Source organism: Pseudomonas granadensis, assembly GCF_900105485.1.
Lineage (GTDB): Bacteria > Pseudomonadota > Gammaproteobacteria > Pseudomonadales > Pseudomonadaceae > Aquipseudomonas > Aquipseudomonas granadensis.
The window spans coordinates 3,000,590-3,013,342 of sequence record NZ_LT629778.1; the positions used below are offsets into that span (position 1 = coordinate 3,000,590).

Sequence of the window (12,753 nt, forward strand, 5' to 3'; positions counted from 1 at the left end):
GGCAAATTCGCTACACTTCGAAGCAACGCGTCGTCATCCATGACAACAATCTGAACAATGTGCCCGCGCCGTTGTTCTAGATTCAGAAGACACCGGATCAAGGACGAGCACATGGCCGTTTCTGCTTCTGCGCCACCCCTGCCGAGCCCGCAACGTGCGGTCACCCGCCGCTTGGCCATCGCCGTCGGCGCGCTGTTTATTGCCGGCGTCATCGCCGCGGTCAGCGCCCTCCTCGGCATCGCCAATCAGCTTGATGAAAAAGACGTCGAACAGAACCAGTTCTACTCGGCGCGAGCATTGGAAAACCGTATCACCGCCACCAAAAACTACATCACCAGCTACGCCTACTGGACCACCGCGTATGAACATTTGAGCGGGCCGGTGGATACGGACTGGGCCTACGCCGAGCAGAACATGGGCAAAACCATGTTCACCAGCGACGGCTATGACGGCGTTTTCGTGATTGATCGCAATCGCACCAAATACTCGGTGATTCGCGGGCAAATGGTCGAGACCGACATTTCCGAGGTATTGCAGGTGCCAGCCGCAGCCTTGCTGGAACAGGCGCTGAACCAGCCGGATCTGACCAAACCGGTGGCCACTTATTCGCTGTTCGAGGGCTGGCCGGCGCTGATCACCGCAGCACCGATCATCCCCAACGACGAGCGCCCGCTCGACGAACTGAGAAATACCTCGGTGCTGGTGTTCGTTGACAAACTGACCCCGACCAAGCTGCGCAAGATCGGCAGTGGATACGGCCTGACCAACCTGACGCTGGCCCCGGACGACACCATTGAAAGCCATCAGCCGAGGGTGGCGCTCGACAGCACCGGTTACAGCCTGATTGCCGATCTGCAGCGGCCCGGCCAGCAATTGTTGTGGTCGTTGATCCCGCCACTTGGCGCGACGCTGGTGGTGCTGATGCTGCTGACTGCGTATTTTTTCCGCCACGCGCTGCGCTCCTCACAGTATGTCGATAACAGCATCGAAGCGATGCAAGCCTCCAACCTCGCTCTCGAAAGTGCCAACCATGCGCTTGAGGCCAGTGAAGAACGTTTTCGTGCCGTGGCCGAGGCGGCTTCGGACTGGATCTGGGAAGTCGATCGCGACCTGTTGCTGACCTACCTGTCGGCACGCTTCAGTGAAGTCACCGGTTACCCGCAAACCCTGTGGCTGGGTCAGCCTGTCGGCGAACTGCTGTCGTGCGACACCACACCGCTGGACCTGTGGCTGCGCAAGCTCAGCGAAGAAACCAGCAGCGGCGATTTGCGCTGTACCTACCGCGACCACTCTGGCCAGCCGCGCCACTGTCGACTGTCGGCGCGGCCAATCGTCCATCAGCACGACGTCGTCGGCTATCGCGGCACCGCCAGCGACATCACCGACGAAGTGGCCGCCCATGCGCAGATCCAGCACTTGTCGATGCACGATGCCCTGACCGGCCTGCCCAACCGCAACAAGCTCGCACGTTATCTGGATGAAGCCCTGTTGCTCAAGGAACACGCGCTGCCGCTGACGTTGCTGATGATCGACCTCGACAATTTCAAACCGATCAACGATTCACTCGGGCATCCGGCCGGCGACGCGGTATTGCAGGAAGTCGCCGCACGCCTGCGCGAATGCACCCGCGAACATGACCTCGTCGCGCGTCTGGGCGGCGATGAGTTCATCGTCGCGCTCAACGGCATGGACAGTCATCACGAGATCGACAAGTTCTGCACGCGCCTGATCGGCAGCCTGCACCAGCCGATCGTGTTCGAAGAACATCCACTGCACATCGGCGCCAGTATCGGTATCGCGCTGAGTCGGCGCCACGGCTACGTGCCGAGTGATCTGATTCGTTATGCCGACATTGCGCTGTACCAAGCCAAATCAGACGGCAAGAACACCTGGTGCTATTTCGAAGCGCACATGAGCGATCAGATCCAGACACGTCGGCAGATGGAAGACGACATGCGCCACGCGCTCAAGCACAACGAATTCATCCTGCATTACCAGCCGCGCTACAAGGTCGACGGCAAGCAGATCGTCTCGGTCGAAGCGCTGGTGCGCTGGCAGCATCCGACCAAGGGCCTGCTCGGCCCGGACGTGTTTATCCCGCTGGCCGAACAGACCGATCTGATCGTACCGCTCGGGCGCTGGGTGTTGCGCGAAGCCTGCGAAACAGCGCTGGCGTGGCCGGAGGATGTGCTGTTGTCGGTGAATCTGTCGCCGGCGCAATTTGCGGTCAGCGATGTGGTTGAGGATGTACGCGAGGTGCTGGTCGCCACGCGCTTCCCGGCCAGTCGCCTGGAGCTGGAGATCACCGAAAACGTCATGCTCAACGATACCGATGGCGCGCTCGCGACCATGAACGCTCTGAAGGAACTCGGCGTGCGCCTGAACATGGACGATTTCGGCACCGGTTATTCCTCGCTCGGCTACCTGCGCGCTTACCCCTTCGATGGCATCAAGATCGACAAACGCTTTATCGCCTCGATCAGCAGCGGCGCCAATGATCGCGCGGTGGTGCAGGCGATCATCGGGCTGGGTAAAGCCATGGGGCTGACCGTGACCGCAGAAGGTGTCGAAACCGAAGAACAGCTGGATATCCTTGGCGTCGACCAGTGCAACGAAGTCCAGGGCTACTTCATGAGCCGGCCGATCGACAAAGCCGCGTTTGCCGAACTGTTGCAAGCCTCACGCCTGTCGCCAGTAAGCAGTACGACCAGCAGAAAGGGCCGGGTGACCTGAGGTCAGCCCTGCCCGGCCACCCGCACCTTGCCGCTGAAGACTTTGAAGCCGAACGTGTTATAGGCCAGCGTCAGCGGTACCAGCACGGCAAAACCGATGAGCATGAATGTTTGACTGTTCGGGCTCGACGCTGCGGCGCTCAAGGTCAGGTCCGGCGGAATAATGTAGGGGAACAGCGCGACCAGCATCACGGTGAACGCCAGTACGAAGACACCCAGTGCAGCGAACAAAGGCAGGAAATCCCCGCGGCTGCGAAAGCCCATGGCAAAGACCAGCAGTGAAACGCCGAGGAGCAACCCCGCCGGCAACCACAGCCGTACATCCATCAAGCGACGTGTGTACTGCGGATACAACGTGGCAGTCCACACAACCAGTGCCAGCAACAACAGCACAACGATCAATGCCAGGACTTGGGCCTGGCGCGCCGAGCGCTGCTGCAATTGATCCATCGTGCGCCAATAAAGCCAGCAGGCGCCCAGCCACAGATAGCCGAGCACCAGCACCACACCGCAGAACAACGCAAAAGCACTGAGCCACTCGCGGCCATCGCCGCTATATTGGCCATCGCGATGCGCGACGCCCTGAACCAGCGTACCGAGCACCATCCCTTGGACGAACCCGGTCAGCAACGATGCAACCATCAACACCCTGTCGATCGCCCTTTTGTGACGTTCATTGGACGCATGGTCACGAAACTCCAGCGCCACCGCTCGCGCGATCAACGCCAGAAACATCACAATAAACGGCACATACAGGGCCGGTAGCAAAATCGCATAGGCCAGCGGAAACAGCGCCAGCAACCCACCGCCGCCGAGCACCAGCCATGTCTCGTTGGCGTCCCAGACAGGCAAAATCGTCACCGCCATGGCCCGGCGCTCGCGGCTGCAAGCGGTCACGCCCATGAGCATGCCAACGCCAAGATCGGTGCCGTCGAGAATCACGTAATTCATCACTGAGAATGCCAGCGCGGCGGCGCACAGCAGGGTCAGCCAGTCAGTGTCCATGCGAACGCATCCTCAAGAATGCCCGGTTTCGTCGGCCAGGGTCGGTTGCGGTCCCGGCTCATTGGCATGCGGTGGCTCACGCAGCAAGCGCAGCAACACCCACAGGCCGATGGCGAAAATCAATAGATAGAACAGCAGGATCAACCACGTCGAACCGAGCACTTGCGCACGCGATACCGATGACAGGCTGTCCGCCGTACGCATCAAGCCGTACACCGTAAAAGGTTGGCGGCCGACCTCGGTAACGACCCAGCCGCTGAGCATCGCCACAAATCCCGCAGGGGCAAGCCACACGCAGCCGCTCAACCACCAGCGCGCGCTGTACAGGCGCCCACGCCTGCGCAAGATCAGGCTGATTACGCCTTGCGCCAGCATCAACAGGCCCAGCCCGACCATCAGGCGAAAGGCGAAAAACACCGGCGCCACCGGCGGGATGTCTTGCGGCGGGAATTCATCCAGCGCGGCGATGCTGCTGTGTAAATCGTGATGCAAATACAACGAGCCCACGCGTGGAATCGACAATTCCCACAGATTGCGTCGCTCGTTCATGTCTGGCCAGGCCAGCAGGCGCAACGGTTCGCCGGCGCCTGCGGGTGGTCGGGTCCAGGAACCCTCGATCGCGGCGACCTTCTGCGGCTGGACCTGCAAGCTGTGCCGGCCATGCAGATCGCCGACCACGATCTGCAGCGGCATCAACAATACAATCAGCCACAACGACATGGAAAACTGCACGCGGGCGCGGGGATTGTGCGCGACCTTGCGCAATTGCCAGGCGCTGACGCCGGCAATGAACGTGGCACTGCCGATGAACACGGCGAGGATCATATGCGCCAGACGATACGGAAACGACGGGTTGAAAATGATCGCCCACCAGTCCTCGGCGATGAATCGGCCGTCCGAGGCAATCGAATAACCTGCCGGCGTTTGCATCCAGGAGTTGGCGGAGAGAATCCAGAATGCACTGATCAGCGAGCCCAGCGCCACCGCGCAGGTGGCGAAAAAATGCAGTTTCGGCCCGACCTTCTTCAGGCCAAACAGCATGATGCCAAGAAAACCCGCTTCGATGAAAAACGCCGCCAGCACTTCGTAGAACATCAGCGGGCCGATGACGTCGCCGGCCTGCACCGCCAGCAGCGACCAGTTCAACCCGAACTGATATTCCAGAATCAACCCCGACGCGGTGCCCACCGCGACGTTGAGCGCAAACACTTTTAACCAGTAGCGATAAACATCCAGATAAACCGCGCGCCCGGTTTTCAACCACAACGCTTCCAGCACCATCAGGAAGTTGGCCAGACCGATGCTGAGCGCCGCCAGCACGATGTGAAAACCGATGGTGATTGCGAACTGGGCGCGGGCCGCCATCAGGGCGGAATCAACGGGCTCCATGCAGGCAATCAGCCGCTGAAGAACAACGCAAGCTTGTTGCCCTCGGGATCGCGCAGGTAGGCCACATAAAAGTCCGGCGTGTAAGCCTCGCGGGTGCCCGGCGCGCCTTCGTCGCTGCCGCCGTTGGCGAGTCCAGTCTTGTAAATCTGATCGACCTGCTGCCGTGATTCGGCACGAAACGCCGGCATCATGCCGTTGCCTGGAGTGGCCGGCTCGCCGTTGAAAGGCTTGGCGATGTGCACGCTGCCGGGTCCATTGGATTTGTCAGCGGCGCCGGGCAGGTAAAAGCAATCGTGTTCTTCGCGATCGTGCTGATAACCCAGCGGCGTCAGGATCGCGTGGTAAAAGGCCGCCGAACGCTCCACGTCATTGGCGCCGATAAACAGATAACTGAGCATGGGAAGTTCCTCCGCTGGCCATTCAACCGTGGGTTTGTTCTTCGTTATGGGTGAACAGGTTGCTGGCCTCGCGCACCAGTTGCCGCCATTCGGCGCTGGTGATCAGGCCTTGCTCCTCCATCGCATCGGCGGCCTTGAGCAGTTCGTCGTAGCGGTGTTCGGGGTCCGGATCGTCCTGTGTGTGCGCCGCCAGTTCGCGCCAAGCCGCCAGTGATGCCTTTTTTTGCTGATCGAACATGGGGGTATCTCCTGAAAGACTCACCCGGTAGAAAGATTCGCTGCGGCGCTGGTTCAGGGCAGACGACGGATGGACGGTCCGGTTGAAACGGCTCAACGGTGTAGCTGTATTTGTTTATTGACCGTGCAGTGCCGATCCGCGAAGTTATTCCTCGTTCGGTGCGGACCATGGCCGGGAAAAAGCTTGCTCATCATGTGTTTCCCCGCTTGTTTCCTGCGTCGCACTGTTCACTGTTCATCCCTGTTCGCTGGAGTTTTTCGATGCCGTCGCCCAAATCCCTGCCCACCGCCCTGCTCGGCCTGGCCCTTGCCTGCCCGGCGCTGGCCGAGACCCAAGGTCTGGAACTGGGGCAAGTGCTGATCTCGGCGGATGAGCGCAGCGGCGCAGACGCCAGCGTCGAAGAGGCCAAGACCCGTCTGGTACAGGTGCCTGGCGGCACTAATGTGGTCGACATGCGCCAGCCATTGCAGGGCCGCGTTGCGAGCAATCAGGATGTGCTGGCCTACCAACCGGGCGTCTATGCGCAGTCGGCGGGCAATGAAGGCGTGAAGATTTCCGTGCGAGGTTCGGGCATCAACCGCGCGCCGGGGGCGCATGCGTCGGGGCTGTACACAATGCTCGATGGCTTGCCGCTGACCGGCCCCGGTGGTACGCCGTATGAATTGCTCGAGCCCCTATGGGTCGATCACGTCGAGGTGCTGCGCGGCGCCAACGGCTTCGATCGCGGCGCGCTGGCGCTGGGCGGGGCCATCGATTACGTCAGCCACACCGGCTACACCGCGCCGAAGCTGCAAGTGCGCTATGCGACCGGCAGCCACGGCTATCAGCAGCGCCAGATCAGTTCCGGGCAAGTACTCGGCGAGTTCGATTACTACGTGTCGCTGACCGATGCCAATGCCGACGGCTATCAGGATCACACCGCCAGCGAAAGCAAAGGCGTGATCGCCAACTTCGGCTATCGCTTCAACCCGAACCTGGAGACACGCTTCTATATCCGCTACCGCGAAACCGACAACGACCTCGCCGGCCGCGTGACCAAGCACTCCATCGAGCATCACTCGCGGGCCGCCAACCCGTCCTACGTGGCGCGCGACGACAGCCGCAAGCAACCGGGCAGCACTTTCATCGGCAACAAGACCACCTTCTACATCGACGACGATTCGAGCATCCAGACCGGCCTCGTCTATCACGATTACCCGATGGATCTGCGTGAAGGCCCGAACCGCTTGAAAGTCGCCTATACAGACGTCAGCGGCACCTTCGACTACAAGCGCCGCGACACCCTGTTCGGCATGGAAAGCCGCAGCACTGTCGGCCTGCGCGTGACCAAACACCTGCCTAACGACGGCGCCAGCGAATTCGTGCGGGTCCCGAGCGGCAATACGGCCGGTTACGCGCCGGGCACGCGCATGCGCAACTTCACCTATCAAGGCTCGGACACCGTCCTGCATGTCGGCAACGACCTGGAAATCGCCGACGACCTGTGGCTGACCACCGGCCTCGCCGCTATTTACACCCGCCGCGAAAGCGCCGTGACCTATCCGAACAGCGGCGGCAAAACCAGCCTCAACGATTGGGACTACGCGCCGCGAATCGGTCTGCGCTACCAGATCACTCCGGATGTTCAAGTGTTCGGCAACCTCAGCCGCTCGGTCGAAGCGCCGCACCCATGGTCGCTGATCTACAGCTCCAACGTGCGTTTCCCGGCTGGTAACGGCGCGGCCACCGGCACGCAAAAAGACCCGACCACCCTGCAAAACCAGACCGCCACCACGCTGGAAATCGGTGGCCGGGGCGACAGCGCTGTCGGCGAATGGAGCCTGGCCTGGTATTACGCACAAGTGCGCCACGAACTGCTTTCGGTACTGCCTGACGCCACGGCGGTGACCCCATACGAACTCAACGCCAGCCCGACCGTGCATCAAGGCGTCGAAGCCAGCCTCACCAGCAAACTCTGGTCGGCGGCGGATGGCCGTCAGCTGAGTCTGCGCCAGGCCTACACCTTCAGCGACTTCCACTATCGCGATGACCAGCGTTTCGGTGACAACCGTCTGCCGGGCTTGCCGATGCACTATTACCAGGGCGAGTTGCGTTACGACTGGCCGCAAGGTTTCTTCGCCGCCGTAAACACCCGACTGGTATCGAAAACGGCTGTGGATTACGCCAACAGCTACTACGCTGACCCGTACGCGCTGTTCGGTGCAACGCTGGGCTACAACGCGCCGAAGGGTGACTGGCAGGGCTGGGTCGATATGCGCAACCTGACCAACGAGCATTACGCGGCCACGGTCACACCGGGGTATGACGACAAGGGGCTGGATGCGGCGCGGTCGACACCGGGTGAAGGGATGGGCGTGTATGTCGGGGTTTCGTGGAGTTTGCTCTGAGGGTTTCCCCTGTAACCGGTGTCTTGACTGTGGTTATATCTCGGCTGCCCGGCTCGCCGGCTTCGCGCGGATTTCCCGAGCAAGCAAGCCAAACCGGTTCCCTGGCTCATCACGGAAGATACCTGAATTGAAGACAGCTCTTGGCGCCCTGCTTTTAACTTGCCTTTCGACTCAGGCATTCGCGCAACTTAGCCCCATCGGCTTTCAGTCGCTTACTCTGCCCGACCCGCATCATCAGCGCCCACTGGAAATGGTCGTGTGGTACCCGAGCCCGACAACCGACGCGCCAGAGCTGATCGCCGACGATGTCGTGTTTACCGGCGCCGACGCCGTTCGCAACGCGCCTCCCGCCGCAGGCGAACATCCTCTGGTGATTTTGTCTCACGGCTATCGCGGCAACTGGACCAATCAGATCTGGCTGGCCAGTGCGCTGGCTCATCAGGGCTACATCGTTGCTGCGATCAACCATCCTGGCAGCACGACCCATGATCGCAGCGCACAAGCAGCAGAACAGTTGTGGCAGCGACCCGTCGATGTCAGCCGGGCGATTGATGCAGTCATGGCACAACCGGACAAATTCGGTGCGACCGCCAAACGGCGGATCGCAGTCGTCGGACATTCCCTCGGTGGCTGGACTGCGCTGGAAATCGCCGGTGCACGCTTTGACCCACAGCTGTTCGCTGGCGATTGCAAAGCCCATCCGCAGCTGTCCAGTTGCAAGGTTTACCAGATCATGAGTCCCGCAAAAACTGCGCAACTTACAGCAGCATTAGCCAGCGATTTGCGCGATCCTCGCGTCAGTGCCGTCGTGACACTGGACCTTGGGCTCTCGCGCGGAATGACCAACCAGAGTCTCGCCGCTCTACCCGTGCCGGCGCTGGTGATCGCAGCCGGCGCACCCTCGCTGGATCTGCCCGCCCAGCTGGAGTCCGCCGACCTCGCCAAACGCTTGCCCAAAGCGAGCAGCCGATATGTCGAGATCGGTGACGCCACTCATTTCAGCTTTCTGCCAACCTGCAAAGCGGGGGCGGTGAAACTGTTGGAGGATGACGCACCGGGGGACGGGATCATTTGCAGCGATGGCGGCAACGCCCGCCCAAGGGGGGAGATTCAGCAGCAGGTGACCTTGCTTATTACCGGCTTTTTGAAGCAAGCGGCGAACGTCAAGGAAGAACGTTGAGTTCTGGGTGGAAAGTTACCTGATCACAAAAAGAGCACCGCCGCCGCTTCCCGCATGAAAATCTCAACGGTCTTTGGCCCGACGCCATCGAATTCGCAAAGGCGTTTTTCAAACGCCCTGCGATCAGCACTCGCGGCGACAATGTTGCTCACCTTGCCGGCGTATTCGCTATTGAGTTTGTTTGCCAATGCAAGCAAACGCACAGCCGTGCTGTCGTCGTAACGCACATACCGAGCCTGCCCGAGAAGCCCGACCAACTGGCGGTGGCTGCACTTCGCGAGTTTTTGCGGTGAACCGTTTTCATGCGCCACGACGATGATCTGGTACGCCTGCGCAGCAATCGCGCCCTGGATTCTTTTGCCCATCAAAAAACTGGCAACCAGCCATTTGAACAGCCCCGCTTCGTTGGCTCCTTGAAGGTCGATCTGCAAATCGCTTGCGCTGATGTTTTTACTCACGGTCTGGTCTCAATGAAGACACTCGGCCCGGCGTGGCAGCCGAGATGTAGCTACGCTTCAGTCTTGCCTTGTCATTTCTGATAGGCCCGGGCGGGTGAAGGTTCGGAAAAACATCACGCTTGGAACATGTCGCGAGTCTCGATGTAGCCAACGATGTCTGCCTCGGCCGTTAAATTGAATCTCAACCCGGTCAGCGCGGTCAGCTTGTGGAGAAGACCAGACGAATGCCACGGGAAGAACCTATGAGCCTCGCAGCCTATGAATGCGCACATGCCCGGTCGAAACCGGCCTGACGAGAAGATGCAAGACAACGCAGACGCTGCCCCGATCAAGGCTGTCAGCGCTGTCGCGGCGTTCCGCCTCACAGTGGCGTTCATGTTGACGGTGATCCTGGCGTTTCTCGGCGTGGAAGGATGGCGGACCTGGCGTGACTACCACTCAGCGTTTACGTCGGCGCGCAATTCCGTCACCAACCTTGCCAGGGCGACGGCGCAGCATGCAGAGGATGCCATTCGACAGGTGGATGTACTGACTGCTGCGCTGGGCGAGCGCGTAGAAGGTGACGGACTGCAAAACATCAATGTGAATCGCATTCACAAATTGTTGGTACAGCAAGCCAGATTGATGCCGCAATTGCACGGCCTGTTCATTTATGGTCCGGATGGACAATGGATCGTCACCGACAAGGAAGTCATCCCTGAACCGGCGAACAACGCCGACCGCGATTACTTCCAATACCACCGCACGCACACCGATCGTAATGTGCGTATCGGCAAAGTGGTGAAAAGCAAATCCACCGACGATCTCATCATTCCTATCTCGCGTCGCTTGAACAACCCTGATGGTTCTTTTGCAGGGGTTCTCCTTGGGACCATCAAAGTCAGCTATTTCGTGGATTATTACGGTGATTTCAAAATCGACGACCGAGGCGCATTGGTTCTGGCACTGCGCGATGGAACAATCCTGGTACGTCGACCGTTTATCAAATCCGTTATCGGTCAGAGCCTGGCGAGCAGTGAAATTTTCACCCGTTACCTGCCCGTCTCCAGCGACGGCATCGCAGAAGTCAAAGCCGTCGTGGACGGCACCGAGCGCCTGTATGGTTATCGGGCCTTGACCACGTACCCCTTGGTGGTCGAAACCGGGCTGTCCCGTGAATCGATCATCGCGCCCTGGCGCTGGGATCTCTACAAGACCGGATTTGTGCTGTCCTCGGTGATCTGCGCATTCACGGTGTTCGGTCTGATTGTCCTCAATCAGCTTCGCCAGCGCATGGCCATTGAAAAAGAGCTGCGTCTTGCTCATCAGACCATGCGTGATATGGCCCTGACCGACAGCCTCACCGGCCTGGCCAACCGGCGTCGGCTGGACAGTGCGCTGGCAGACGAGATTCGGCTGGCCAAGCGGCAGAACTCGTCACTGGCATTGATCATGATCGACGTCGATTACTTCAAACGCTACAACGATACCTACGGGCACGCCGCCGGTGACGAATGTCTGGCCACTGTAGCAAAGGCGATTTCCCACGCGCTGAAACGCCCCGGGGATCTTGCCGTCCGGTATGGCGGCGAAGAGTTTTCCGTGCTGCTGCCGAACACCGACCTCCAGGGGGCAGAAAGGGTCGCCCGGCACATCATCGAAACCATTCGAGCTTTGGGTATAGACCACGCCGCACATCCCCTCGGCCACGTCACTGTCAGCGCAGGCATCGCGGCGGCCAGGCCAGCCGAACATGAGGTTAGCGCCGCAGTACTGATCAATGCCGCTGACAAGATGCTCTATGCCGCGAAGCAGCAAGGTCGCGATCGCTACTGCAGTGCCACGCAACTACCGTGATCGCCGCTCGTCACATTCCAGTCACTGCCATTTGCTAGCCTCTGCCGCACGTATCATTCGCTCAAGGCCCGCAATTTCACATGCAATGGAATGAGTCCACACCTCGCCAGCCCATCATCCTGCGCTCCGACAACCTCCACTCCGATGACTTCGGCGCCCTCTTTTCCCGATTTTTCGGCAACCGCTACGCCGACACTCCGCCGATTCCCTCGAACATCGTGATCAGTGGCGTCTACGGTCGACACGAAGGCGTGAGCTTTCGCCGCATGCATTATCGCGGTGACTTCAGCGTGGCCTTCCCTGACCCACAGGACGAGATCACGTTCGTCATCCCGACCGCTGGCAAGATCCTGTTCAATCACGCCAGCGAATCCATCGGTGCAAGCCACATCGGCCTGGCGATCGACAAGGCGGACATCCGCTCGATGCGTTTCTTCGATGATCACGCGCATCACGGCATGTCGATCAACCGCCATCAGCTCACCGAGCGATTATCGGCGCTGCTGGACAAACCGATCGTGCAGAAGATCGCTTTTCAGCCCAGCGTGGATTTGCAGTCGCCAGCCTTTCAGGGCCTCAAGGCGCTGATCGATCTGGCGACGGGAACCGAGTTCGACACGTTGCTCAACAGCGGAACCTTGATGCCCTCGCGCCTGCGCGAAATGTTGATCGATGCGGTGCTCGAGGCGTGGCCGCATAACTTCTCCGAGGTGCTGCGGCGGCCGGCACCGCTGGTGGCGCCCAGGCACGTGAAGCTGGCGGTGGAGTTTATCCAGGCACATCCAGAGCAACCGGTCAGCGGCGTGGAGCTGGCGCGAATGAGCCATGTCAGCCAGCGCGCACTGCAGGATGGCTTTCGCCGCTTCGTCGGGATGTCGATCGTGGCGTATCAGCGCCAGGTACGTTTGCAGCGTGCTTATGAAGCGTTGGCGCAGCGGCATTCGGCGTCGGTCACAGACGTGGCGCTGCGCTTGGGTTTCAGCAATGTCGGGCGGTTTTCTCAGTACTTTCAGAGCGCGTTCGGGGTGAGCCCGGCGCAGCTGAAGTCGAGGCTTTGAGGCTCGCGTCGTGCCGGTTGTTCAAATGCACGTCGTTCGCCGCCCGCGTAATTCGATGGAACAGCCACCTGC

General features: G+C 60.3%; 10 protein-coding genes. 5 read left to right on the plus strand and 5 right to left on the minus strand.

The annotated features are described in order from the left end of the window. The first annotated feature begins 111 nt into the window (after positions 1-111). A complete protein-coding gene (locus BLU52_RS13180) occupies positions 112-2,733 on the plus strand; it encodes a bifunctional diguanylate cyclase/phosphodiesterase (RefSeq protein ID WP_090283817.1) in 2,622 nt (873 codons plus the stop codon). Between the two features lie 2 nt (positions 2,734-2,735). On the opposite strand, the gene cydB is transcribed toward BLU52_RS13180, so the two are convergent. From cydB to BLU52_RS13200, 4 genes are read right to left on the minus strand one after another with little or no spacing between them, the layout of a single operon-like run. Then, positions 2,736-3,737, minus strand: coding sequence for a cytochrome d ubiquinol oxidase subunit II (cydB, locus tag BLU52_RS13185; RefSeq protein WP_090283819.1), 1,002 nt, complete (start codon positions 3,735-3,737; stop codon positions 2,736-2,738). A 12-nt stretch (positions 3,738-3,749) separates the two neighbouring features. Continuing rightward, positions 3,750-5,126, minus strand: coding sequence for a cytochrome ubiquinol oxidase subunit I (locus tag BLU52_RS13190; protein ID WP_090283821.1), 1,377 nt, complete (start codon positions 5,124-5,126; stop codon positions 3,750-3,752). Positions 5,127-5,134: 8 nt separating this feature from the next. After that, positions 5,135-5,524, minus strand: coding sequence for a VOC family protein (locus tag BLU52_RS13195; RefSeq protein WP_090283823.1), 390 nt, complete (start codon positions 5,522-5,524; stop codon positions 5,135-5,137). Between the two features lie 22 nt (positions 5,525-5,546). Next, a complete protein-coding gene (locus BLU52_RS13200; protein ID WP_090283826.1) occupies positions 5,547-5,762 on the minus strand; it encodes a hypothetical protein in 216 nt (71 codons plus the stop codon). A 260-nt stretch (positions 5,763-6,022) separates the two neighbouring features. On the opposite strand from BLU52_RS13200, the gene BLU52_RS13205 reads away from it, so the two are divergent. Together BLU52_RS13205 and BLU52_RS13210 are read left to right on the plus strand one after the other, a co-directional pair. Further along, positions 6,023-8,149, plus strand: coding sequence for a TonB-dependent receptor family protein (locus tag BLU52_RS13205; protein ID WP_090283828.1), 2,127 nt, complete (start codon positions 6,023-6,025; stop codon positions 8,147-8,149). 127 nt (positions 8,150-8,276) lie between these two features. Next, positions 8,277-9,329: an alpha/beta hydrolase family protein gene (locus tag BLU52_RS13210; RefSeq protein WP_090283830.1), complete on the plus strand. Its 1,053-nt coding sequence runs from the start codon at positions 8,277-8,279 to the stop codon at positions 9,327-9,329. A gap of 23 nt (positions 9,330-9,352) precedes the next feature. On the opposite strand, the gene BLU52_RS13215 is transcribed toward BLU52_RS13210, so the two are convergent. Next, a complete protein-coding gene (locus tag BLU52_RS13215) occupies positions 9,353-9,787 on the minus strand; it encodes an HhH-GDP family DNA glycosylase (RefSeq protein WP_090283832.1) in 435 nt (144 codons plus the stop codon). Between the two features lie 270 nt (positions 9,788-10,057). On the opposite strand from BLU52_RS13215, the gene BLU52_RS13220 reads away from it, so the two are divergent. Together BLU52_RS13220 and BLU52_RS13225 are read left to right on the plus strand one after the other, a co-directional pair. Then, entirely contained in the window at positions 10,058-11,623 is a 1,566-nt protein-coding gene (locus BLU52_RS13220; RefSeq protein WP_090283834.1) for a sensor domain-containing diguanylate cyclase, read from the plus strand. An 80-nt stretch (positions 11,624-11,703) separates the two neighbouring features. Next, on the plus strand, positions 11,704-12,681 hold the full coding sequence (locus tag BLU52_RS13225) for an AraC family transcriptional regulator (RefSeq protein WP_090283836.1): 978 nt from the start codon (positions 11,704-11,706) through the stop codon (positions 12,679-12,681). Positions 12,682-12,753: the final 72 nt, after the last annotated feature.

Bases quoted from the DNA above. Each gene is read 5' to 3' on its own strand.
- BLU52_RS13190 (WP_090283821.1), bottom strand. From the start codon at position 5,126: ATGGAGCCCGTTGATTCCGCCCTGATGGCGGCCCGCGCCCAGTTCGCA.
- cydB (WP_090283819.1), bottom strand. From the start codon at position 3,737: ATGGACACTGACTGGCTGACCCTGCTGTGCGCCGCCGCGCTGGCATTC.
- BLU52_RS13225 (WP_090283836.1), top strand. From the start codon at position 11,704: ATGCAATGGAATGAGTCCACACCTCGCCAGCCCATCATCCTGCGCTCC.
- BLU52_RS13220 (WP_090283834.1), top strand. From the start codon at position 10,058: ATGCCCGGTCGAAACCGGCCTGACGAGAAGATGCAAGACAACGCAGAC.
- BLU52_RS13205 (WP_090283828.1), top strand. From the start codon at position 6,023: ATGCCGTCGCCCAAATCCCTGCCCACCGCCCTGCTCGGCCTGGCCCTT.
- BLU52_RS13180 (WP_090283817.1), top strand. From the start codon at position 112: ATGGCCGTTTCTGCTTCTGCGCCACCCCTGCCGAGCCCGCAACGTGCG.
- BLU52_RS13200 (WP_090283826.1), bottom strand. From the start codon at position 5,762: ATGTTCGATCAGCAAAAAAAGGCATCACTGGCGGCTTGGCGCGAACTG.
- BLU52_RS13195 (WP_090283823.1), bottom strand. From the start codon at position 5,524: ATGCTCAGTTATCTGTTTATCGGCGCCAATGACGTGGAGCGTTCGGCG.